Raw genomic sequence first — 24,155 nt, 5'->3', positions numbered from 1 at the left:
TCGGGAGGATTCGAACCTCCGACCGCCTGGTTCGTAGCCAGGTACTCTATCCAGCTGAGCTACGAGCGCGCAGAAACTTGTTGTCAGCACCGACTATAAAGCAAAAATGCTTTGTAATCCATGCATTTGTAAATAATGGCGCGCTCGGGAGGATTCGAACCTCCGACCGCCTGGTTCGTAGCCAGGTACTCTATCCAGCTGAGCTACGAGCGCGCAGAAACTTGTTGTCAGCACCGACTATAAAGCAAAAATGCTTTGTAATCCATGCATTTGTAAATAATGGCGCGCTCGGGAGGATTCGAACCTCCGACCGCCTGGTTCGTAGCCAGGTACTCTATCCAGCTGAGCTACGAGCGCGCAGTGCAAGTAAATTTTCAAAAAAAGAANTGTAATCCATGCATTTGTAAATAATGGCGCGCTCGGGAGGATTCGAACCTCCGACCGCCTGGTTCGTAGCCAGGTACTCTATCCAGCTGAGCTACGAGCGCGCAGTGCAAGTAAATTTTCAAAAAAAGAAAATGGCGGTGAAGGAGGGATTCGAACCCTCGATACGGGATAAACCGTATACTCCCTTAGCAGGGGAGCGCCTTCAGCCTCTCGGCCACCTCACCGTCTTGCGGGGGCTCATATTACTGTCAGGCAAAAATAAGTCAAACACTTTATCGATAAAAAACGACGATCACGACACGGATGCACACTTAATAGCCAAGACGGGAATTTATCGGGCATCTCTGTGAAGTATTTAACTAATTTTTCATTAATTTAGCAGTAAGATGAGCTGGCAGAAGCAACTGCCAGATACAAAAAAGGCCAGCAATCAATAGGCCGACCTTCCTCGAAATTAGAAGTTACCAGTATTTGGTGTTCCAGTTTCTTTTTCCGCTTGAATACGCATGTAGATTTCTTCACGGTGAACAGAAACTTCTTTCGGTGCATTTACGCCGATACGAACTTGGTTACCTTTTACACCTAGTACAGTGACAGTTACTTCGTCACCAATCATTAACGTCTCACCTACGCGACGAGTCAAAATAAGCATTCATGTGCTCCTTGAGTAATCTCTTCTATCAGTATTTAACAGGCATTATCCAACAAATTTTACGACTTCGTAAATAGTTCCCTTCTAAGAAACTGCCAGAAGTGATGGATTGCCCAAAATTTCCTGACTATTAACAAAGTCACGATGGATGGTTTCCATGGCAACTTGGTGATCAGTTTCATCGATTAACAATGAAACGCAGTCAGTTATTTGCTTGTTATGATGCACCTGAATATTTGTGTTGTTTAATGCTGTTGTCACTGCATCAGTGACCGTCATAACATTATCACCCACCATAGATAAGGTGGCTACATCACTAATATGGCGCATTTTATTATCAAACACTAGTCGCAAACGTGGTAAATCATCAATTGCGACAACAATTTGTGCACTCTGTGCTGTATTCGCAACCATCCAAAATCGCAATCCAAAGAGCTCAAGTTGTTGCTGTAACGCATCCATAGATTGAGCAATTTCAATTAACGCTTGTGAACGCTGCACAGCGATACCCACCACCTGCGATGAGTATTGAGTATTAAATGTCACCAAAGTCCCTTCGCCATCTTCAAACGAAGACAATACGCGTAATGGTACCTGGTGCATCTGTGCATACTCAACTGACTGTAATTGTAGCACTTTAGCGCCACAAGCAGCCATAGTTTGCATATGGTCGAAGTGAATTTCAGGCAAACGTAATGCGGCTGGCACAATGCGCGGGTCTGTTGTATAGACCCCATCGACATCGGTAAAAATCTGACATTCGTCAGCTTTCAATGCGCCAGCAACGGCAACCGCGGTGGTATCTGAACCACCGCGACCAAGGGTCGTGATATTGTTATCGCTATCACGACCTTGGAAACCAGCCACCACCACAATCTTGCCTTGGTCGAGCTGGCTTTCTAGTTTGTCTGTATCTATCGATATGATATTGGCATTATTAAATGCATTATCCGTTCGAATAGTGACTTGATCTGCTGTCATCGAAACAGCATTGAAGCCTCGTTTATTGAGGGCCATTGCCAGCAAGGCGATCGATACTTGTTCACCTGCAGTCAGCAAGACATCCAGTTCACGAGGTGTCGGCACCTCGTCGATCTGTTTTGCCAAGCCAAGGAGACGATTGGTCTCACCCGACATTGCCGATAACACAACAACCACTTTATGACCAAGCTGGCGTGTTTGAATCACACGCTCAGCCACCGCTTCAATACGTTCGATACTACCGACCGAAGTACCACCAAATTTCTGCACTAATAGTGCCACTTCACCTCTCCAGTTTTACAGTTTGTCAGCTAACCAAGGTGTTACAGAGTCTAGTGCTGCTGGCAGTGCCGCTGCATCCGTGCCACCTGCTTGTGCCATATCTGGACGACCGCCGCCCTTACCGCCAACTTGCTGCGCCACTAGGTTAACTAGTTCGCCAGCTTTTACTTTGCCAGTTAGGTCTTTGGTTACGCCCGCGATAAGACCAACCTTGTCGCCGTTTACGTTACCAAGAACAACAATGCCGCTACCTAGTTGGTTTTTCAGTTCATCAACCATGCCACGTAGTGCTTTGTTGTCCGCTCCATCTAACTTAGAAACCAGCACTTTAACGCCGTTAATTTCTTGCGCTTGATTGATAAGATCTGCACCTTCTTGTGCCGCTAACTTATCTTTTAGTTGCTGGATTTCTTTTTCTAACTGCTTACTGTGAGCAACCAAAGCACTAACTTTGTTTGCTACTGAAGCTGCGTCTGATTTCACCAGACTTGCGGTTTCTGCTAGCAGTGCTTCTTGCGCGTGAAGCGCTTCAATTGCTGCTGAACCTGTTACCGCTTCGATACGACGGATACCCGCTGCGATACCACCTTCAGATACAATCTTAAATAGACCAATATCACCCGTGTTGTTCGCGTGGATACCACCACACAGCTCAGTCGAGAACTCACCCATGCTCAGTACACGTACTTCGTCATCGTATTTCTCGCCGAACAGTGCCATCGCACCTTTTTCTTTCGCAGCTTCAATGTCCATAACATTGGTTTCGATCGCGTGGTTTAGACGGATCTGCTCGTTCACCACACGCTCAATTTCGCGTAGTTGTTCTGGCTTCACACCTTCTAGGTGAGAGAAGTCAAAACGCAGTGAATCAGCTTTTACTAACGAACCTTTTTGCGCTACGTGCTCACCCAGCAAGTTACGTAGTGCGGCATGCAACAAGTGTGTTGCTGAGTGGTTCAAAGTAATTGCTTTTCGGCGTTCAGCGTCAACCTTTGTTGATACTTTGTCGCCTACTTTGATTGTACCCTCTGCCACTACGCCTGAATGGCCGATAGCATCGCTGAATTTTTGCGTATCTGCAACGTCGAACTTCATTTCAGAAGCACTAATCAAACCCGCATCGCCACATTGGCCGCCTGATTCTGCGTAAAACGGCGTGTTATCTAGAACAACCAGTACTTCTTCACCAGCATTCGCAGATTCAACCGCTTCACCTTCACGGTAAAGCGCGACAACTTCGCCTTCACCTTGGGTGCCGTCGTAACCGCAGAACTCAGTTGATGCGTCTACTTTGATTGCGCTGTTGTAATCAACACCGAAAGAACCCGCTTCACGAGCACGCTGACGTTGTGCTTCCATCGCCGCGTTAAAGCCGTCTTCATCGATAGAGAAGCCACGCTCACGCGCTACGTCGTTGGTTAGATCCGCTGGGAAGCCGTAAGTGTCGTACAGTTTAAATACTGTCTCACCATCTAGCACTTTACCATCAAGGTTCTCTAGCGCTTCACTTAGGATTGCTAGACCACGATCAAGAGTACGACCAAAGTTGTCTTCTTCAATCTTCAGTACTTTCTCAACCATTTGTTGCTGTTTCTTCAGCTCTTCACCTGCAGTACCCATGATCTCAGCCAATGGACCTACTAGTTTGTAGAAGAAAGCACCTTGCGCACCAAGCTTGTTACCGTGACGAACTGCACGACGAATAATACGACGCAGTACGTAACCACGACCTTCGTTTGAAGGCATTACACCATCAACGATCAGGAAGGCACATGAACGAATGTGGTCAGCCACTACACGTAGTGATTGATTAGAAAGGTCTTCGTAACCGATAACCTGTGCCGCTTCTTTAATTAGCGTTTGGAAAATATCGATTTCGTAGTTTGAGTGAACGCCCTGCATGATTGCAGCGATGCGCTCGATACCCATGCCAGTATCAACTGATGGCTTAGGTAGCGGTTCCATAGTACCGTCAGCTTGACGGTTGAACTGCATAAATACGTTGTTCCAGATCTCGATGAAACGGTCACCATCTTCTTCAGGTGTACCAGGGCGGCCGCCCCAAATGTGCTCACCGTGATCGTAGAAGATTTCAGTACATGGACCACAAGGACCGGTATCACCCATCTGCCAGAAGTTATCTGATGCGTAAGGTGCGCCTTTGTTATCGCCAATACGTACGATGCGATCTGCTGGAATACCCATATCTTTATTCCAGATATCGAATGCTTCGTCATCGCTCTCGTAAACGGTAACCAGTAGACGATCTGCAGGCAACTTAAGTACGTCAGTTAGGAATTCCCAAGCGTACTTGATAGCGTCTTGCTTGAAGTAGTCACCAAAGCTGAAGTTACCCAGCATTTCGAAGAACGTGTGGTGACGCGCAGTGAAACCTACGTTTTCAAGGTCATTGTGTTTACCACCCGCACGCACACAACGCTGAGCTGTTGTCGCTCGTGTGTAGTTACGCTTTTCAAGACCTAGAAAAGTGTCTTTAAATTGGTTCATACCGGCGTTGGTGAACAACAGAGTTGGGTCGTTCGCAGGTACTAGCGAAGAGCTTTCCACAATCTGGTGGCCCTTGCTCTCAAAAAACGCAAGAAACGCACGGCGAATCTCATCAGTGCTCATGTACATTGGCAAATCCTGAATAAATGCTTTGTATTGATGACAGAATAATCACGTAAAGCGATTACCTCAGCAGGTTGAAAGGTACCCTTAAGGCGGTATACCTCTTATTTACTAAGGAACGAATCGCTCTAAGATAAATTTTTTGGGGGCTATTGTAAAACAACGGTGGCGGTAACAGGTAATGTTATGTTGTGAAATAGCACAATTATAGAAAGGATTTTTTAATATTCTTCGTCTTGATCGAATGCATACGCTATCTGCTCGAAGTCAAAACCGCGAGACTGCATAAAACGAAAGCGTTTTGCTTTTTCTTTCTGCGTCTCCATTGGCGTTTCACCATATTTACGTTGTGCCACAGCCCTGGCGTGCTCAAACCAATCAATTTCATGGACCGCCATGACTTGTTCAATCACTTGGCTATTCACCCCTTTCAGTTCCATCTCTTGTCTGATCCGCAACTCACCCCACCCTTTAGCAATACCATTACGTATCGTGGTGCCAGCATAGCGGACATCATCAAGCCACTTATAGTCTTGGCAAAAATCTATCGCTTGCTCAATATCGCCATGACTATAACCACGCCGCTTAAGCTTTTGCCTTAGCTCTTTTTCCGCATGGTCACGGCGAGATAAATACGCGACCGCAGCTTCTTTTACTGGTGGTAGCGGCCTTTTCTTACGCGGCGTGCTTTCATCTGTCATCTTGATTTCCTGTGATAAAACAAAACGGGCCCTGTATCGAATACAGAGCCCGCTGTTTACTTAGTCATTCGCTGTGCGAGAAGGAAGCCGTGATTAAAACGCTTCACCTTCTTCTGCATCGATATCTTCGATATCCGCACTTTCAGCATCTTCAAGTGGTGCTGTGTTTAGCAGCATGTCACGCAGTGCTTTTTCAATTTCAGCCGCAATCGCTGGGTTTTCTACCAAGTATTTGCATGAGTTTGCTTTACCTTGGCCGATCTTATCGCCCTTGTAGCTGTACCATGCACCCGCTTTTTCTACTAGCTTGTGCTTAACACCTAGGTCGATTAGCTCACCGTTACGGTTAAAGCCTTGACCGTAAAGAATTTGAGTCTCAGCTTGTTTAAACGGAGCTGCAACCTTGTTCTTCACCACTTTAATACGTGTTTCGTTACCAACTACTTCGTCACCTTCTTTGATTGCGCCAGTACGACGAATATCAAGACGAACAGAAGCATAGAATTTCAGTGCGTTACCACCCGTAGTTGTTTCCGGATTACCGAACATCACACCAATCTTCATACGGATTTGGTTGATGAAGATACACATACAGTTAGACTGCTTTAGGTTACCTGTTAGCTTACGCATTGCTTGCGAAAGCATACGTGCTTGCAAACCCATGTGCGAGTCACCCATTTCACCTTCGATTTCCGCTTTTGGTGTTAGAGCGGCAACGGAGTCAACTACGATAAGGTCAACGGCACCTGAACGTGCTAGTGCGTCACAAATTTCCAGTGCTTGTTCGCCAGTATCTGGCTGAGAAACAAGTAGTTGGTCGATATCAACACCCAGTTTTTGAGCGTAGATAGGGTCAAGCGCGTGCTCGGCATCGATGAAAGCACAGGTCTTACCCGCTTTCTGTGCACAAGCAATCGCTTCAAGTGTCAGAGTTGTTTTACCTGAAGATTCAGGACCATAAATTTCAACAATACGACCCATTGGTAAGCCACCAGCACCTAGTGCGATATCTAGCGACAGTGAGCCTGTAGAGATAGTTTCGATATCCATCGTTCGGTTGTCGCCCAATTTCATAATTGAACCTTTACCGAATTGCTTTTCAATCTGGCCTAACGCTGCGGCAAGAGCCTTCTGTTTGTTGTCGTCCATTCGACTCTCCAACGGATGATGAAATAAGGTTGATGAGGGTTAGTATACTGTCTATTCATACAGTATCAAGCACTGGTTAAAACTTTTTTATGGTAAATAGCACCAAGATCACGCTCAGCCCAGTGATAGCAAGCGATCCCGCATACCTTGCAAAGCAAATAACACCGCTTGCTCGCGAACTTGAGCGCGATCACCCGTAAATATTTGGGTATTTGTACAGTACCATCCAGTAGTATCCGCCCAACCAAAACACACGGTGCCAACAGGCTTGGTCTCGGTGCCTCCTGATGGACCCGCAATACCACTGATCGCCACACTGATCTGCGCTGCTGAATGGGCTAATGCCCCTTGCGCCATTTGAGTGACCACCAACTCGCTCACCGCACCTTGGTCGATAAGCGCCTGCTCGGTCACTCCCAGCATTTCCATCTTGGCCTCATTACTATAAGTAATAAAAGCACGATCAAACCAAGCTGAACTGCCCGCTACCTCGGTGATCGCCATCGATACCCCGCCACCGGTACAAGACTCTGCAGTGGTAGCCACCCAGCCTTGTGCCTGTAGATCCTCACCAAGCCCTTGCGCTACATCGACAATTTGACGATTTACATTGTCTTCTATCATCGTCACTTCCCTCTTCCCCAAGTAATGCACCGATACTATACCTATGAACGAGTAAATAAAATCTCAGCTACCTCTTTGCCACTAAAACGGTTTCACGTATCCTTACTCTCCAGAATTTATCTGGCATATTTTGAACGAACTAAGTAGGCAATATCGTGACAGTGAAAGGTTTAGAAAAACACACCCCAATGATGCAGCAATATCTCAGGATCAAAGCTGAGAATCCAGACACGCTGCTGTTTTATCGTATGGGGGATTTCTACGAACTCTTTTTCGATGATGCGAAAAATGCATCGCAACTGTTAGATATTTCTCTGACCAAGCGTGGCTCTTCAAACGGTGAACCTATCCCGATGGCGGGTGTGCCATACCATGCGGTAGAAGGTTACCTTGCCAAGCTTGTTCAACAAGGTGTGTCTGTCGCGATCTGTGAACAGATCGGCGATCCAGCCACCAGCAAAGGACCGGTTGAACGCCAAGTGGTGCGTATTGTCACCCCGGGTACCGTCAGTGATGAAGCCTTACTGAATGAACGTCACGATAACCTGATCGCGGCTATCTTCCACTCTGGCACTAAGTTTGGCTACGCTACACTCGATATCACTTCTGGTCGTTTTATGCTGTCAGAGCCTGAAACCGAAGAAGCGATGCAAGCGGAGCTACAACGCACCAGCCCTGCCGAACTACTATACCCAGAAGATTTCAGCTTCCTGCACTTGGTAGAGCCAATCAAAGGCACACGCCGCCGTCCACTGTGGGAGTTTGAACTGGAAACGGCCCGCCAACAACTTACGATGCAATTTGGCACTCGTGACTTGGTCGGTTTTGGAGTAGAAAACGCTGAGCACGGTCTATGCGCTGCTGGTTGTTTGCTTCAGTACGTAAAAGATACTCAACGTACCGCCCTGCCTCACATTCGTGCGATCACGCTAGATCGCAAAGATCATGCAGTGATTTTGGATGCAGCGACCCGTCGTAACCTTGAGCTAACCCAAAACCTTGCGGGCGGATTTGATAATACCTTGGCATCGGTACTGGATCACACAGCAACCCCTATGGGTAGCCGCCTTCTTAAACGTTGGTTACACCAGCCGATCCGTGACCACCAGCAGCTTAATGGTCGCCTTGATGCCATTGCTGCTTTTAAAGATGCTGGCTTGTTTGTTGATGTGGCGGGCAACCTGCGCAACATGGGCGATCTTGAGCGTATCTTGGCGCGCCTTGCGTTACGTTCTGCGCGTCCACGCGACTTAGCGCGTATGCGCACCGCACTTCAGCACTTACCAGAGCTGACCGATATTCTATCTGAGCTTGAGCAAAGCCGTATCCAGCAGCTAGCCAAAGATGCCGCGCCAATGGATGAGATTTGCGAGCTATTAGAACGAGCAATCAAAGAAAACCCGCCAGTAGTGATCCGTGACGGTGGCGTGTTAGCTGAAGGCTACAATGCAGAGCTCGACGAATGGCGCGATCTAGCTGACGGCGCGACTCGTTACCTTGATGAGCTTGAACAACGCGAACGTGAACACCACGACATCGACAGCTTAAAAGTGGGCTTCAACCAAGTTCATGGTTTCTACATTCAAGTAAGCCGTGGCCAAAGCCACTTAGTACCAAGCCACTATGTTCGTCGCCAGACGCTGAAAAATGCTGAGCGTTACATTATCCCTGAGCTCAAAGAGCACGAAGACAAGGTACTGAACTCTAAGTCGAAAGCCCTCGCGCTTGAGAAAAAACTGTGGGAAGAGCTATTCGACATGCTATTGCCACACCTTGAGCAACTGCAATTAATCGCCAACGCCCTATCTGAGTTAGATGTATTGGCGAACTTAGCCGAGCGTGCTGACACCTTAAACTACTGTCGTCCTGAACTGTGCGAACAAACAGGGATCGACATCACCGCAGGTCGCCACCCAGTGGTTGAGCAAGTCCTGAGCGAACCATTCATCGCTAACCCAATCTCACTGCATCGCGATCGCCGTATGCTGATTGTGACCGGTCCAAACATGGGCGGTAAATCGACTTACATGCGTCAAACAGCGCTGATCGCCTTGATGGCACATGTCGGCTCTTTCGTGCCAGCAGAAGCAGTAAAAATTGGCCCACTCGATCGCATCTTTACCCGCATCGGTGCATCCGATGATTTGGCATCAGGTCGCTCGACCTTCATGGTTGAAATGACGGAAACAGCTAACATTCTGCACAATGCAACCGAAAACAGCTTAGTGCTGATGGATGAAATTGGCCGTGGTACCAGTACCTACGATGGCCTCTCGCTAGCATGGGCAAGTGCCGAATGGTTGGCAGAAAAAATCGCCGCAATGACACTGTTCGCCACTCACTACTTCGAGCTAACCGAACTGCCTTCGCTGATGGATGGTCTTGCCAACGTTCACCTTGACGCGGTTGAACACGGTGATGACATTGCCTTCATGCATGCAGTGCAAGAAGGTGCAGCGAGCAAGTCATACGGTCTAGCCGTTGCGAGTCTAGCGGGGGTACCGAAAGCGGTGATCAAACGCGCCAAGACAAAGCTTCAACAGCTTGAAGCCAGTGGCCATCAGCAAGCGGTGAAGCCGGCAGGTGGCGTACCAAAAGAAGAAAATCAGCTGACTCTGATCCCAGAGCCAAGCGAAGTGGAAGAAGCACTGTCAAACATCAACCCAGATGAAATGACACCGCGCCAAGCCCTCGATGAGCTATACCGCCTTAAAGCGCTGCTTTAATCGCGACGGGCTAAAACAAGCACACCAAAAAAGTAAGAGGACGCATTCAGCGTCCTCTTTTGGATTACAATTTATGACGTCCAACCGCTACAACATATCTTGGTTAAACAGCGATTCAATATTCAATCCTTGGTGAGTCAGCATATCTCGTAAACGACGTAGACCTTCCACTTGGATCTGACGTACGCGCTCACGGGTTAAACCAATTTCACGCCCCACATCTTCCAAAGTTGATGCCTCGTAGCCCAGCAAACCAAAGCGACGCGCCAAGACTTCGCGCTGTTTCGGGTTAAGTTCTTGGAGCCAAGCGACAATCGAATGTTTGATATCGTCATCTTGGGTCGAGGTTTCTGGTCCACCATTCTTTTCATCTGGAATGATATCAAGTAAGGCTTTTTCCGAGTCACCACCAATTGGGTTATCAACCGAGCCGACTCGCTCGTTTAAGCGCAGCATACGATTAACATCATCGACCGGCTTATCCAGTTTCTGGGCAATATCTTCAGCCGTCGGTTCATGATCCAGCTTTTGGGCAAGTTCACGAGCCGTACGCAAATAGACATTCAGCTCTTTCACCACGTGGATAGGCAAACGTATGGTGCGGGTTTGATTCATGATCGCCCGTTCAATGGTTTGACGGATCCACCATGTGGCGTAAGTGGAGAAACGGAAACCACGTTCAGGATCGAATTTCTCTACCGCACGGATCAAACCGAGGTTACCTTCTTCGACCAGATCCAGTAATGCTAATCCACGGTTACTGTAGCGGCGGGAAATTTTCACCACCAAGCGGAGGTTACTTTCGATCATACGTTTGCGGGCAACGTCATCACCACGGAGGGCGCGGCGGGCATAAAGCACTTCTTCTTCAGCAGTTAAGAGGGGGGAGAATCCGATTTCTCCTAAATAGAGTTGGGTCGCATCAAGTGCTTTTTGGGTGTTGCCGTAGCGTGAGAGTTCAACTTCATCGGCAGCGGCGTTTTCCGCCTCTGCCTTAGTTTCAATCTCGGTGGCATCCATTTCCATGTTTTCATCAAAATCAAAATTTTCGATGTTCTTGGCTGTGCTGCTTCTACTCATAGCGCCTCCCAGATGGCGAGTTAGCAAACATTTTTATCGTGGTATCAACCAGCGTGTGATATCACTATTTAGGCAAGTACCTCATTGGATTAACCGACTTACCTTTGTAACGGATCTCAAAGTGCAAACGGACGTTCTTGGTGCCAGAGCTACCCATAGAGGCAATCTTCTGACCAGCTTTCACCGCCTGCTTTTCCTTCACCAATAACTTGTCGTTGTGCGCATAAGCACTGAGGTAGTCATCGCTGTGCTTGATGATCACTAGGTTACCGTAACCACGGAGCGCGTTACCGGCATAAACAACATGGCCAGCCGCCGTTGCTTTTACCGCTTGTCCGCGTCGCCCTGCAATATCGATCCCCTTGTTACCGTTTTCTGCATTAGAGAAACCGACGATCACTCGACCTTGAGTTGGCCATAGCCAACTATCAACCTTGTTATTGGAACTGGATTTATTTGTAACAACTTTGTTACTTTTGCTCTGAGAGTACTCCTTTGTGCGACCTTGATCAACTTTTTTGTTGGCTGTTTTTTGTGCAGTTTGTGCCTGAGTCTTCTTCGCTGGGGCGGTAGACTTAGGTTTTGGCTTCGGCTTCGGTGCTGGTTTTGCCTTAGTTGCCTTTGATTTCGAAGGTGTTTTGGCGACGACCACAGGAGCAGCATGGCCATAAGAAGGCGCCTTGTACTTGGGCTTCCACAGCTGAAGTTTTTGTCCTGGGTAAATGGTATAGGGAGGGGTGAGTCGGTTATGGGCAATAATGTCTTTTACATCACGGCCTGTCACGTAAGAAATAAAATAGAGCGTGTCACCTTTGTTCACTTGGTAATAGCTACCACGAAAGCTACCACGCTCTATATTGTTGTATTTACTGTTAACGCTTGATACAGGTGCTGGCGGATGCGAACTACAGGCTGACAACAATAGCAAACTGCTTGCTACTGCAGACAAACGCCAATACTTCTTCCCCAACCCTGTTCGCTTCATGCTTTACGCTAACTCTCCTGCTACTAGCGGAACAAAACGTACAACTTCAATATCTTGAGACACATACTCATTGCCCTTACGAACAATCAGTTTCAGCACTTGCTGATGCTCACCAACAGGCACAATCAGACGACCACCATCACTTAATTGTACCAACAACTCTGCTGGAATCGATTCTGCTGCTGCTGTCACAATAATGGCATCAAATGGCCCTTTACTGCGCCAACCTTGCCAGCCGTCTCCATGTTTAGTCGAGATATTATGCAAATCTAGCATTTTTAGACGACGTTTTGCCTGCCATTGCAGGGCTTTTATGCGCTCAACCGACCAAACGTGCTCCACCAGCTGCGCCAAAACCGCAGTCTGGTAACCTGAGCCTGTCCCAATTTCCAACACTTTAGATTGCGGCGTTAACCCAAGCAACTGGGTCATCTTAGCCACAATGTAAGGTTGTGAAATCGTCTGGCCACTGCCGATCGGCAAGGCATTATTTTCATAAGCTTTATGAGAAAAGGCTTCGTCGACAAATAACTCACGTGGCACATTTTCTACCGCCGCTAGTACCGCCGTATCGGTGATCCCTTGCTGCTGTAAATAAGCCATCAAGCCATGTCGCTCTCTCACATAGCGCATCCTTAATCTTTCTCCACATCTTGGAGCCATTGCTGCATACCAGCAATAGCATCGTGCGCGGTGAGATCAACCTGTAGCGGGGTGATCGACACGGCACCTTGTTCTACGGCGTAAAAATCAGTCCCAGGACCTGCATCCTGACAAGCCCCCGGAGGACCGAGCCAATAAATCGTTTTGCCTCGCGGATCCGTTTCTTTGATCATGTTCTCAGCACGGTGACGCGCGCCTAAGCGAGTAATTTGCCACGGCTTAAGCGCGGCATACGGCACGTCCGGTACATTGATATTCAAGATCTTATTGGTTGGCAGCGGGTGAGTCTTGGATTGCTTAATCACATCTTTAACCACCTGCGCAGCCGTCGCAAAATGCTGATCGCCAACCAAAGACACGGCAATGGCAGGGACACCCAAAAAGTGTCCTTCCGTCGCTGCTGCAACAGTACCCGAGTACAGTACATCGTCACCTAAATTAGCGCCGTGGTTGATCCCCGCCACCACTAAATCAGGGCGGTAATCCAACCATTCGTTCAATGCAAAGTGCACACAATCACTCGGGGTACCTTCAACCGATACATGATTAGGTTGCGGTTGACGAATACGCAATGGCGTTTCGAGCGTTAACGAATTCGAGGCCCCTGAACGATTACGATCTGGCGCCACAACAACAACTTCGCCTAAATCCGCTAATGCGTGCGCGAGCGTGTTGATCCCTTCAGCAAAGATACCGTCATCATTACTGATCAGAATTCGCATAGGTACGTCCTTCCTGTTCACGCACTTGCATTAACTCGCGTACCACCGACGTTGCAAAACAACCGGCTGGTAATGCAAACGACACCACGATGTCATTTTCTTCCTGACGCCAAGCCAACTCCGTTGGTTTCAGCAGCGCAGGACGACGCTCGTGACGCATACGGTTATCGCGGATCAGCTTCAGTAAAAGTGGTTCGGCTTCAATCACAGCCATTTCAAACGCTTCTGCTTCACCCGCACTCGGCAATGCATTATCACCCACCATCGGAATGGTAATTGCCAACTCGCCAGCATCAACTTTCGCTTGCCATTCATCCGACACGGCTTCGATTAAAGTAAAATCGCTACGCTCAGGTGCTTGCAAGCAATCACCCTCAAGTACCGAGTGTACTTTTTGCTGTTCAATACGCGCTGATAGCACCATATTAAACAACCATGAACGTGCCGCTGATAGGTAAAAGCTACGCTTGCTTTTATCGCGTACGCGGAACTCGTCGTTACCCCATGCGCGTGCTTTCACGACATTATTGCCACCGTGACCAAAGCGTTGCTCACCAAAGTAGTTCGGCACACCAAGAGCTTTCACTTGTTCCAAGCGACGCAGGATATCAGCACTGTCTTCCAGCTCTGTTAAACGCAGCTCGAACCAGTTTCCTTGCAAATCACCTGGGCGTAATTTTTTATCGTGGCGTGCCGTTTCTAGCACAATCACACCTGGGTGCTCGGCTTCAAACTGAGATAGGTCCGGATCCGCTTTGCCCGGTAAATGCACACTCAGCCATTGCTCGGTCACTGCGTGACGGTCTTTTAGACCGGCCCAACTTACATCGCGAGATTTTACACCACAGGCTTTTGCCAGCTCGTTCACCACATACTTGGTGTTTTCACCAACTTTGCGGATTTTCACCATGAAGTGCTCACCGTGACCGGCAAAGCTAAAGCCAAGGTTTTCTTTTACTACAAAGTGCTCAGGTAGCACTTTGATAGCACCTTGACTGGTTGGCTGACCATGTAGCCAGTGGAAGTTGTCCATTACATCAGACATAGTAATACCGTGTGTTTGGCCGCGCGTTAGCCGACCTTGTGAATAAGAACAACTGCTTCACACGCAATCCCTTCTTTACGTCCAGTAAAACCTAAACGTTCAGAAGTGGTTGCTTTGACATTAATATTTTCGATGTCTGTTTCTAAGTCTTCAGCAATTGCCTGACACATCGCTTCAATATGCGGTGCCATTTTAGGAGCCTGAGCAATAATAGTAACGTCAAGGTTACCAAGACGGTAACCTTTTGCTTTTACTTTTTTGTATACATCACGCAGTAAGAAGCGGCTATCTGCCCCTTCCCACTCGGCATCGGTATCAGGGAAGTGTTTACCGATATCACCAGCCGCAATAGCACCAAGCAGTGCATCACTAACAGCATGCAGTGCAACATCACCGTCGGAATGAGCAAGCAAGCCTTGCTCGTATGGGATAGCAACACCACCGATGATCACTGGGCCTTCACCACCGAATTTGTGTACGTCGAAACCGTGTCCAATTCGCATCATGCTTGTTCCTTTCCCCATTGTTGCAAATAAAATTCAGCCAAGGCTAAGTCTTCTGGCTGCGTGACTTTAATATTATCAGCCCTACCTTTAACTAAGGCGGGCGTTTGACCGCAATACTCAAGCGCCGACGCTTCATCAGTCACCGTCGCGCCTTGGCGTAATGCGGTCTCCAGCGCGCTACGCAGCGCACCGGCTTTAAACATTTGTGGCGTTAGTGCGTGCCATAAATCAGCACGATCTACCGTAGTTGCAATACCTTGTGCACCATTACCACGCTTCATGGTATCGCGCACTGGCGCTGCTAAAATCGCACCGCAATCACTGCGCAATGCACCTGCGATCAACGCGTCTAAGTCGCTATGACGTAAACACGGGCGAGCAGCATCGTGTACCAAGACCCAATCATCCTCTGCCACTTGCGCTAACCCAGCAAAAACAGAATCAGCACGCTCTGCCCCACCATCAACCACGGTTACTCGTGGATCGTCACCTAAGGCTAAAGTCGAAAAGTACGGATCAGTCGCGCTGATCGCTATCACTACTCGAGCAATCGCAGGATGGCTAAGTAAGCGGTTAACGGTATGTTCAAGAATGGTTTTACCCGCAATGGATAAATACTGCTTAGGTCGGTCGGCAGCCATACGACTGCCTACTCCTGCCGCTGGCACGACAGCAGTGAATTGTTGGGTCATGTCTCGATGTTCACTATCAATCAAAAGACGATAAGCCCACGTTCAACGCTTACTTATCGCCAACAATACGGAAAAATGTTTCGCCCGGCTTAACCATACCCAGTTCATTACGGGCACGCTCTTCCACCGCTTCAACACCACGATGGAGATCGTAGATTTCGACATACATTTGTTGGTTTCGCTGTACCAACTCGGCATTGGCCTGCTGTTGGATCTCGACATTATCTTTGACTTGAAGGTAGTCCATCATGCCGTTTTTACCCAACCAGAAATCATATTGTAGCCAAGCCAGCACTGATAGCATCAGTACAGTTAACAAACGCATTGAAATCTCACTCATTGATTTTAGTTTTGTTTCTTTTCCGCCTTTGCTACCAAGAGTAGCAGCCAATCACAACGGGCGATCAGTATCGAAATCAAGGCGTTCCAGAGAGCGGTTTAATCATCCCACAATAGTGGTTTGGTGACTAGGGGCAGAGAGGGGGATAGGGATAAAAAAAACCGCCTCTATTGAGGCGGTTTGGCAATCTTAAGTTAAAGTTAATTCAATGAAGAATTAAGCTTGACCTTTAACTTCTTTAAGACCGTTGAAAGGTGCTTTTTCACCTAGAGCTTCTTCGATGCGGATAAGTTGGTTGTACTTAGCAACACGGTCAGAACGGCTCATAGAACCAGTTTTGATTTGACCTGCAGCAGTACCTACCGCTAGATCAGCGATAGTTGCATCTTCAGTTTCGCCAGAACGGTGAGAGATTACAGCTGTGTAACCTGCATCTTTAGCCATCTTGATTGCAGCTAGAGTCTCAGTTAGAGAACCGATTTGGTTGAACTTGATTAGGATTGAGTTAGCAACACCTTTCTCGATACCTTCAGCTAGGATCTTAGTGTTAGTAACGAATAGGTCATCACCTACTAGTTGAAGCTTGTCACCTAGTAGTTCAGTTTGGTGTTTGAAACCATCCCAGTCAGACTCGTCTAGACCGTCTTCGATAGAAACGATTGGGAATTGGTTAGCTAGCTCAGCTAGGTAGTGGTTGAACTCTTCAGAAGAGAAAGTTTTACCTTCGCCTTTCATGTTGTAGATGCCAGCTTCTTTGTCGAAGAACTCAGATGCTGCACAGTCCATAGCTAGAGTAACGTCTTTACCTAGTTCGTAACCAGCAGCTGCAACAGCTTCTGCGATAACTTCTAGAGCTTCAGCGTTAGACTTAAGGTTAGGAGCGAAACCACCTTCATCACCAACTGCAGTGCTGTAGCCTTTAGACTTAAGAACTTTAGCTAGGTTGTGGAATACTTCAGCACCGATACGTAGACCTTCTTTAAGAGTCTTAGCACCAACTGGTTGGATCATGAACTCTTGGATGTCAACGTTGTTATCTGCGTGCTCACCACCGTTGATGATGTTCATCATTGGTAGAGGCATAGAGAACTGACCAGCAGTACCGTTTAGCTCAGCGATGTGCTCGTATAGAGGCATGCCTTTAGCAGCAGCTGCTGCTTTAGCGTTCGCTAGAGAAACTGCTAGGATTGCGTTAGCACCGAAGTTAGATTTGTTTTCAGTACCGTCTAGGTCGATCATTACCTGGTCGATGTCAGCTTGTGCTTTCGCATCTTTGCCAACTAGTGCTTCAGCGATTGGGCCGTTTACAGCTGCAACTGCTTTAAGAACACCTTTACCTAGGAAACGTGCTTTGTCACCGTCACGTAGCTCAAGAGCTTCGCGAGAACCAGTAGATGCGCCAGATGGAGCTGCCGCCATACCAACGAAACCGCCTTCTAGGTGTACTTCCGCTTCAACTGTTGGGTTACCACGTGAATCGATAATTTCACGACCTAGAACTTTAACGATCTTAGACATTGTGTTTCCTCTTGCTTTATCTTCAATTTAAAAGCTAAAAAATAGCAGTAGCATCCCCCGCTACTGCTACCAGTAATCCTTACTTGTTAAGCTCACCGCGTTGGTTTACACCAGCCGCTTTTACAAAGCCTTCGAATAGTGGGTGACCATCGCGAGGCGTTGATGTGAACTCAGGGTGGAACTGAGCTGCCACGAACCATGGGTGGTTCGGGATCTCGATGATTTCCACCAATTTCTTGTCTGCTGATAGACCAGAAATTTTCAGACCTGCTTTCTCTAGTTTAGGAAGTAGGTTGTTGTTAACTTCGTAGCGGTGACGGTGACGTTCGTGCACTGTTGGGCTGTTGTATAGCTCACGTGCTTTTGAACCGTCCGCTAGGTGACATAGCTGAGAACCAAGACGCATAGTACCGCCTAGGTCAGATTTCTCTGTACGCTCTTCAACGTTACCTTCGTTATCAACCCACTCAGTAATTAGACCAACTACTGGGTTCTTGGTTTCTGCATCGAATTCAGTTGAGTGCGCGCCCTCAAGACCTGCAACGTTACGTGCAAATTCAATCAGTGCCACTTGCATACCTAGACAAATACCTAGGTAAGGAATTTTGTTTTCACGAGCGTATTGTGCTGTCAGGATCTTACCTTCAACACCACGACCGCCGAAACCACCAGGTACTAGGATTGCGTCCAGACCCTCTAGTACTTCAGTGCCTTTAGATTCTACGTCTTGTGAGTCAACATACTTGATCTTCACAGATAGACGATTCTTAAGACCTGCGTGTTTCAATGCTTCGTTTACAGATTTGTAAGCATCTGGTAGTTCGATGTACTTACCAACCATACCGATAGTAACTTCAGCAGTAGGGTTAGCTTCTTCGTAGATTACTTGTTCCCACTCAGATAGATCCGCTTCTGGCGCTGTGATGCCGAAACGCTGACAAACAAGATCATCCAGACCTTGTGCTTTGATCAGTTGTGGGATCTTGTAGATTGAATCTACGTCTTTCATTGAAATAACAGCTTTTTCTTGAACGTTACAGAAAAGTGCAATCTTCGCACGTTCGTTCGCTGGGATCATACGGTCAGAACGACATACTAGGATGTCAGGCTGAATACCGATAGAAAGAAGTTCTTTTACAGAGTGCTGAGTTGGCTTAGTTTTCACTTCGCCCGCTGCCGCTAGGTAAGGTACTAGTGTTAGGTGCATAAACATTGCACGCTCACGGCCTAGTTCTACAGCTAGCTGACGAATAGCTTCCATGAATGGTAGTGATTCGATATCACCTACAGTACCACCCACTTCAACGATAGCAACGTCGTGGCCTTCTGCACCTGAGATAACGCGTTCTTTGATTGCGTTAGTAATGTGTGGGATAACCTGAATGGTTGCACCTAGGTAATCACCACGGCGCTCTTTACGTAGTACGTCCGCATACACACGGCCCGCAGTAAAGTTGTTACGCTTAGTCATCTTGGTGCGAATGAATCGCTCGTAGTGACCAAGGTCAAGGTCGGTCTCTGCACCGTCTTCCGTTACGAATACCTCACCGTGTTGAATTGGGCTCATAGTGCCTGGGTCAACGTTGATGTAAGGGTCTAGTTTCATCATAGTCACTTTAAGACCACGTGCTTCTAGAATAGCCGCTAGAGATGCAGCAGCAATACCTTTACCTAGAGAGGAAACAACTCCGCCCGTAACAAAAATGTAATTCGTTGTCATATTTAACCTGGAAGATTGGTGTAGAGGATATAAAAACTATCTGGACGGAGAGTAATCATACCAGACAGCTTTTATCGCCACAACGTGAAAACTATCACAGCAATCATGAGTATTATTTGTTTCAAATCAATTATACCGGTTGCACAAACTGTTCGTGTAAATTTACAACACTTTCAGTGCCACTACCTTGCTCGCAAAATATTCGCCAGCTGTATACATTGCTCACTGATTAGCCTTTTCACGCTGTTTTACTTGGTCCCAAATCGCATCAAGCTGGGCCAATGAACATTCTTCAAGCCGTAGACTTTGTTCTAGCACATTTTCTTCCACTTGGCGAAAACGTCGCTCAAATTTTTTATTTGCTTGCTGCAAAGCCTGCTCTGGGTTGACCTCCAGATGGCGACTCAAGTTCACGGTCGCAAATAACAAATCACCAACTTCTTCGGCAATCTTGGTTTGATCGGGGGCGATTTGGACGACTTCATCCATCACTTCGTCGATCTCTTCGCGCACTTTATCCACGACTGGACCCAGGGTATCCCAATCAAAACCGTGCTTGGCACAACGGCGTTGTATTTTTTCTGCGCGGCTTAATGCGGGCAAGGCTAAAGGTATATTAGCCAATACACTCGGATCCTGCCCTTTTTGCTCACGCTCTTTGGCTTTTTCTGCTTCCCAATTCGCATTAATCGCCGCTTCATCGCTAAATTCTTGCTCATCGAACACATGCGGATGACGACGCGTCAGTTTCTCGTTTAACCCTGCGACCACGTCATCAAAATCAAACAAACCCTGCTCTTTCGCCATCTGACAATAAAACACCACTTGGAACAGCAGATCCCCCAACTCCCCTTTCACGTCCTGCCAATCTTGCTGGTGAATAGCATCGGCCACTTCATACGCTTCTTCAATGGTGTACGGCACAATGGAATCAAAAGTCTGCTTGATATCCCACGGGCAACCTTTTTGTGGGTCACGTAGGGTCGCCATGATTTCAAGCAATTGCGCCATAGGGTGAGTCGCTGTCTGCGATGAAGAAGATGGAGATTGTGGGGCGCTCATAGGGGGCTCTCTTATGATGTAATAAATTTTCAAATGACAAAACGGGAAGCCATTGGCTTCCCGTTGAGTGTAATTAAGGCTAACGCGATTCGCACTTAGTACAAGCGTTTTACTTCAGCGACGTCTTTCACTTGCTCAAGACGCTTGATGACCTTCGCCAGCACTTCTAAATCGGTCAGCTCAAGCTCGAAGTCCATGATCGACACTTGTTTCTTGTAGTCGATACGGTTCTTCATGCCCGATACTTTGGTTTTTTCATTGGCTAAGGTATTGGTTAGCTCTTTGATCAAACCATTACGCTCAGAAGCAATCACACGCACGGTGATATTATAGTTACCAACAAAGCCACCGCCCCAAACCGTTTTGATCAAACGCTCAGGCGCATGATGGCGCAACTCTTCAAGCTGCTCACAATCGCTGCGGTGCACCGAAATACCACGCCCTTGGGTAACAAAACCGGTAATGTCATCGCCCGGGATCGGCTGACAGCAACGCGCCAAGTGGGTCATCAGGTTATCAACCCCTTCAACCACCACGGCATCACGCTGTGGCTTCTGCGCACTGGTGCTGCTCTTCTCGCTCGCTTCCGTCAGTTTATCAAGCAGTTGCTTGTCTTCTTCTTCCGCGGTCGGTTTATTTGCCAAAGTGTTGATGTGGTTGATCACTTGGTTGATGCGCAAGTCACCACTACCGATCCCCACATACAGCTCATCAAGCGAACTCGCATTAAAACGCTTCAGCGCATAGGCTTCGGCATCTTTCATGGTTGCGCCGATCTTGTGTAGCTCAGCGTCCAAGATTTCACGCCCTGCGACTTGGTTTTTATCACGCGCTTGTTTGCGGAACCACGCATGTACCTTGGCACGGGCACGACTCGAGGTCACAAAGCCCAAGTTAGGGTTCAACCAATCACGAGAAGGGTTCGGCTCTTTCTGGGTAATGATTTCGACCTGATCACCCATTTGTAGGTGGTAGGTGAACGGTACGATACGCCCCTCGACTTTAGCACCAATACAGCGGTGACCCACTTCTGAGTGAATATGGTAAGCAAAATCAAGCGGCGTGGCATTCATTGGCAAATCAACCACATCCCCTTTTGGCGTAAAGGCATACACACGATCATCAAACACTTGGCTACGAAGCTCATCGAGCATCTCACCAGAATCTGACATCTCTTCTTGCCATGCCAGTAGTTTACGCAGCCACTCGATTTTCTCATCGTAAGCAGACTTACTCCCTGTGGTGCCTTCTTTGTATTTCCAGTGGGCAGCCACACCCAGTTCCGACTCTTCGTGCATTTGCTTGGTACGGATCTGGATTTCAATCGTCTTGCCTTCAGGGCCAAGCACCACAGTGTGGATCGACTGGTAGCCGTTCGGCTTTGGATTCGCCACATAGTCATCAAACTCTTTTGGCAGATGACGATATTTGGTGTGCACAACCCCTAGCGCGGCATAACAGTCTTGCAGTTGATCAGCAATGATACGTACCGCACGCACATCGAATAGCTCATCAAACTCAAGGTTCTTCTTCTGCATCTTACGCCAGATGCTATAGATATGCTTCGGACGACCTTGCACTTCCGCATTGATATGGGCGCTCTTCATCGAGTCCGCTAAATCCGTGACGAAGTGCTCGATGTATTGCTCACGGACAATACGACGCTCAGACAACTGTTTAGCAATGCGTTTGTACGTATCAGGGTGCTTGTAGCGGAACGCGTAATCTTCGATTTCCCACTTAAGCTGACCAATACCCAAGCGGTTCGCCAGCGGCGCATAGATATTGGCACACTCTTTAGCAGCAGCGCGACGCACCTCATCCGGCTCGTCTTTCACTTCGCGTAAGTGACAAATACGTTCAGCCAGCTTGATCACCACGCAGCGGAAATCATCCACCATCGACAGCAACATACGGCGAATATTATCGACTTGGATCGATTGCGAAGCCCCTTCAGTGGTCGCACTCAAATGGCGGATCGCTGCCATTTGCTCAACCCCCGCCGCCAATTGCATGATGGCGGTGTTGTAGTCTTCCTTCACTTGCTCAAGCGGATAGATACCCGCTTCCACGATAGGGCAAAGTAAAGCGGCAACTAACGTCTCGGTGTCCATGCTTAAGGTCACCAAGATTTCGACCATTTCACGGCCACGCCACAACAGCAGCGTCGCTGATTCTTCCTTTGATGTTATGTCGATACAATGCTGATAGGTTTTTAACAGACGTTTTGAGGTTTTCGCATCCTGCTGCAAACTCTCAACCCATGCTGCTAGCTCAAATGTATCGTTTTCCTTTAAGTGCGCACCGCGAACTGCGACCATTATTCTGTCCTGTTTTGCTTTCGGTAATGGCGATTAAGCTTTTACAAACAACGCCATTGATTCTAAATGCCCGGTATGTGGGAACATATCCATCATACCTAAGCGTTCCAACTGATAACCTTGTTGCAGCAATGGCTGGCTGTCTCGTGCCAAGGTTGCCGGATTACACGACACATACACCACTCGTTGTGGTTGAAGCGCAATCACATGCTGCATTACCCCTGCTGCGCCTGCGCGTGCAGGGTCGAGTAATATTTTATTAAATGGCTCTTTGGCCCATGATAACAAAGTAACGTCCTCTTCCAAGTTTGCTTGGTAGAAGGTTGCGTTGTTAATACCGTTTTGTTCGGCGTTATTTGCAGCACGATGAACCATTTCATCGACACCTTCAACACCGACCAGCGCTTTTGCGCGCTTCGCCAACGGTAAACTGAAATTACCTAACCCACAGAATAGATCAAGCACCCTATCGTCCGCCTGAACATCCAACCACTCGATGGCTTGCGCCACCATAGTTTGGTTCACGCTCGCATTCACCTGAATAAAGTCTTTCGGAGAAAATGTCAGGTTAATGTCTTCCAAGCGATACAACGGCTTGTCACCACGGCAATGCTTCAATTCATCACTGCTTGGTGCCAAAAACAGCATCAAGTCATGTTGCTCAGCAAAAGCGAGGATCTTAGCACTGTCTTGGTCGTTAAACGGCTGTAAGTGGCGGATCAACAACACGCGGCCATTGTCAGCTTGAGTTAGCTCCACATGACCAACATGCTTTTTGCCTTTAAGTCCGCTTAACAGAGTGCGTAATTGTGGCAAAAGTTCATTTAATCCTTGCGCCAATACTGGGCACTGCTGAACTTCAACAATGTCTTTACTTTGCTTTTTGCGAAAGCCAAACGCGAGTTGCCCTTTTTTATCGAGCTTAACCGCGAAGCGAGCACAACGGCGATATTGCCATTCATTCGCCACAATTGGCTCGGCTTGTTGCTCGGTAAAATCCGCTTTCGCGAACTTAGACATTAGCTCGCCCAGCGATTGCTGCTTGGCTTTAACTTGTGCCGGATGAGATAAATGCTGCAAGTTACAACCACCGCACTGGTCATAGATAGCACAATGCGGTTTAATACGGTCTGCATTATCGGTTAGACGTTTAATTACAGTCGCGCGCGCGTACTGTTTTTTGTCTTCTGTTAACTGAACAACAGCTTTTTCGCCCGGCAGCAAACCGTCAACAAATACCGGCTTTTTATTCAGGTGGCCCACTCCCGCGCCAAGGTGGTCTAAGCGACTGATCTGAATTTCCTTGTGCTTAGTGTCGGTAATTTTTCGTTTTTGAGGCTTAAAAAAGCGTGCCATAGGTGTTTCGCT

At 47.8% G+C, this 24,155-nt stretch carries 20 protein-coding genes and 4 tRNA genes; 1 reads left to right on the top strand and 23 read right to left on the bottom strand.

The annotated features are described in order from the left end of the window. Nucleotides 1-136 precede the first annotated feature (136 nt). The 10 genes from A3K86_RS17730 to A3K86_RS17685 form a co-directional block, all read right to left on the bottom strand. A tRNA-Arg gene (locus A3K86_RS17730) sits at nucleotides 137-213 on the bottom strand. A gap of 67 nt (nucleotides 214-280) precedes the next feature. Next, nucleotides 281-357, bottom strand: a tRNA-Arg gene (locus A3K86_RS17725). A 54-nt stretch (nucleotides 358-411) separates the two neighbouring features. Beyond that, a tRNA-Arg gene (locus A3K86_RS17720) sits at nucleotides 412-488 on the bottom strand. A 31-nt stretch (nucleotides 489-519) separates the two neighbouring features. Then, nucleotides 520-611: transfer RNA gene (locus A3K86_RS17715), tRNA-Ser, on the bottom strand. A 230-nt stretch (nucleotides 612-841) separates the two neighbouring features. Next, entirely contained in the window at nucleotides 842-1,039 is a 198-nt protein-coding gene (gene csrA / locus A3K86_RS17710) for a carbon storage regulator CsrA (RefSeq protein ID WP_048900608.1), read from the bottom strand. 84 nt (nucleotides 1,040-1,123) lie between these two features. Further along, on the bottom strand, nucleotides 1,124-2,302 hold the full coding sequence (locus A3K86_RS17705; RefSeq protein ID WP_068334433.1) for an aspartate kinase: 1,179 nt from the start codon (nucleotides 2,300-2,302) through the stop codon (nucleotides 1,124-1,126). A 15-nt stretch (nucleotides 2,303-2,317) separates the two neighbouring features. Next, nucleotides 2,318-4,939 carry an alanine--tRNA ligase gene (gene alaS / locus A3K86_RS17700; RefSeq protein WP_068334430.1) on the bottom strand — a complete coding sequence of 874 codons (2,622 nt, stop codon included), beginning with the start codon at nucleotides 4,937-4,939 and terminating at the stop codon, nucleotides 2,318-2,320. A 215-nt stretch (nucleotides 4,940-5,154) separates the two neighbouring features. Then, nucleotides 5,155-5,634 (bottom strand): recombination regulator RecX, encoded by a 480-nt coding sequence (gene recX / locus A3K86_RS17695; protein ID WP_068334427.1) that lies wholly within the window; start codon nucleotides 5,632-5,634, stop codon nucleotides 5,155-5,157. 93 nt (nucleotides 5,635-5,727) lie between these two features. Next, nucleotides 5,728-6,783 (bottom strand): recombinase RecA, encoded by a 1,056-nt coding sequence (recA, locus tag A3K86_RS17690; RefSeq protein ID WP_068334424.1) that lies wholly within the window; start codon nucleotides 6,781-6,783, stop codon nucleotides 5,728-5,730. Between the two features lie 114 nt (nucleotides 6,784-6,897). Then, on the bottom strand, nucleotides 6,898-7,407 hold the full coding sequence (locus tag A3K86_RS17685; RefSeq protein ID WP_068334418.1) for a CinA family protein: 510 nt from the start codon (nucleotides 7,405-7,407) through the stop codon (nucleotides 6,898-6,900). A 188-nt stretch (nucleotides 7,408-7,595) separates the two neighbouring features. On the opposite strand from A3K86_RS17685, the gene mutS reads away from it, so the two are divergent. Next, nucleotides 7,596-10,133: a DNA mismatch repair protein MutS gene (gene mutS, locus A3K86_RS17680; protein WP_415860043.1), complete on the top strand. Its 2,538-nt coding sequence runs from the start codon at nucleotides 7,596-7,598 to the stop codon at nucleotides 10,131-10,133. A gap of 87 nt (nucleotides 10,134-10,220) precedes the next feature. Here the strand turns inward: mutS and rpoS are convergent, their stop codons facing one another. The 13 genes from rpoS to rlmD form a co-directional block, all read right to left on the bottom strand. Then, on the bottom strand, nucleotides 10,221-11,213 hold the full coding sequence (gene rpoS / locus A3K86_RS17675; RefSeq protein ID WP_068334414.1) for an RNA polymerase sigma factor RpoS: 993 nt from the start codon (nucleotides 11,211-11,213) through the stop codon (nucleotides 10,221-10,223). Between the two features lie 64 nt (nucleotides 11,214-11,277). Continuing rightward, the gene (locus A3K86_RS17670) at nucleotides 11,278-12,198 is read right to left on the bottom strand and encodes a peptidoglycan DD-metalloendopeptidase family protein (protein WP_068334411.1); all 921 of its coding nucleotides are present in this window, start codon (nucleotides 12,196-12,198) and stop codon (nucleotides 11,278-11,280) included. A 3-nt stretch (nucleotides 12,199-12,201) separates the two neighbouring features. Beyond that, on the bottom strand, nucleotides 12,202-12,831 hold the full coding sequence (locus A3K86_RS17665) for a protein-L-isoaspartate(D-aspartate) O-methyltransferase (RefSeq protein ID WP_068334407.1): 630 nt from the start codon (nucleotides 12,829-12,831) through the stop codon (nucleotides 12,202-12,204). 2 nt (nucleotides 12,832-12,833) lie between these two features. Beyond that, nucleotides 12,834-13,583, bottom strand: a complete 750-nt coding sequence (surE, locus tag A3K86_RS17660; RefSeq protein WP_068334402.1) for a 5'/3'-nucleotidase SurE — start codon at nucleotides 13,581-13,583, stop codon at nucleotides 12,834-12,836. Further along, nucleotides 13,564-14,628: a tRNA pseudouridine(13) synthase TruD gene (truD, locus tag A3K86_RS17655; protein WP_068334399.1), complete on the bottom strand. Its 1,065-nt coding sequence runs from the start codon at nucleotides 14,626-14,628 to the stop codon at nucleotides 13,564-13,566. Before truD ends, surE begins: the two co-directional genes overlap by 20 nt. 26 nt (nucleotides 14,629-14,654) lie before the next feature. Further along, entirely contained in the window at nucleotides 14,655-15,131 is a 477-nt protein-coding gene (gene ispF / locus A3K86_RS17650) for a 2-C-methyl-D-erythritol 2,4-cyclodiphosphate synthase (protein WP_198160443.1), read from the bottom strand. Beyond that, complete coding sequence (ispD, locus tag A3K86_RS17645; protein WP_068334389.1) at nucleotides 15,131-15,826, bottom strand: 2-C-methyl-D-erythritol 4-phosphate cytidylyltransferase; 696 nt, start codon at nucleotides 15,824-15,826, stop codon at nucleotides 15,131-15,133. The genes ispF and ispD overlap by 1 nt, the downstream gene beginning before the upstream one ends. Before the next feature lie 49 nt (nucleotides 15,827-15,875). Beyond that, a complete protein-coding gene (gene ftsB / locus A3K86_RS17640; RefSeq protein ID WP_068334387.1) occupies nucleotides 15,876-16,151 on the bottom strand; it encodes a cell division protein FtsB in 276 nt (91 codons plus the stop codon). 231 nt (nucleotides 16,152-16,382) lie between these two features. After that, entirely contained in the window at nucleotides 16,383-17,684 is a 1,302-nt protein-coding gene (eno, locus tag A3K86_RS17635; protein ID WP_068334382.1) for a phosphopyruvate hydratase, read from the bottom strand. Between the two features lie 79 nt (nucleotides 17,685-17,763). Then, nucleotides 17,764-19,404, bottom strand: coding sequence for a CTP synthase (locus A3K86_RS17630; protein WP_068334381.1), 1,641 nt, complete (start codon nucleotides 19,402-19,404; stop codon nucleotides 17,764-17,766). 222 nt (nucleotides 19,405-19,626) lie between these two features. After that, entirely contained in the window at nucleotides 19,627-20,466 is an 840-nt protein-coding gene (mazG, locus tag A3K86_RS17625; protein ID WP_084406670.1) for a nucleoside triphosphate pyrophosphohydrolase, read from the bottom strand. Between the two features lie 95 nt (nucleotides 20,467-20,561). Beyond that, a complete protein-coding gene (gene relA, locus A3K86_RS17620) occupies nucleotides 20,562-22,787 on the bottom strand; it encodes a GTP diphosphokinase (RefSeq protein ID WP_068334379.1) in 2,226 nt (741 codons plus the stop codon). A gap of 33 nt (nucleotides 22,788-22,820) precedes the next feature. Further along, nucleotides 22,821-24,143 (bottom strand): 23S rRNA (uracil(1939)-C(5))-methyltransferase RlmD, encoded by a 1,323-nt coding sequence (gene rlmD, locus A3K86_RS17615; protein ID WP_068334377.1) that lies wholly within the window; start codon nucleotides 24,141-24,143, stop codon nucleotides 22,821-22,823. Between the last annotated feature and the right edge of the window lie 12 nt (nucleotides 24,144-24,155).

This window comes from Photobacterium jeanii (assembly GCF_001650345.1).
Taxonomy (GTDB): domain Bacteria; phylum Pseudomonadota; class Gammaproteobacteria; order Enterobacterales; family Vibrionaceae; genus Photobacterium; species Photobacterium jeanii.
The sequence above is the reverse complement of the archived record's forward strand: the minus strand, read 5'-3'. Positions and strand labels throughout refer to the sequence as shown.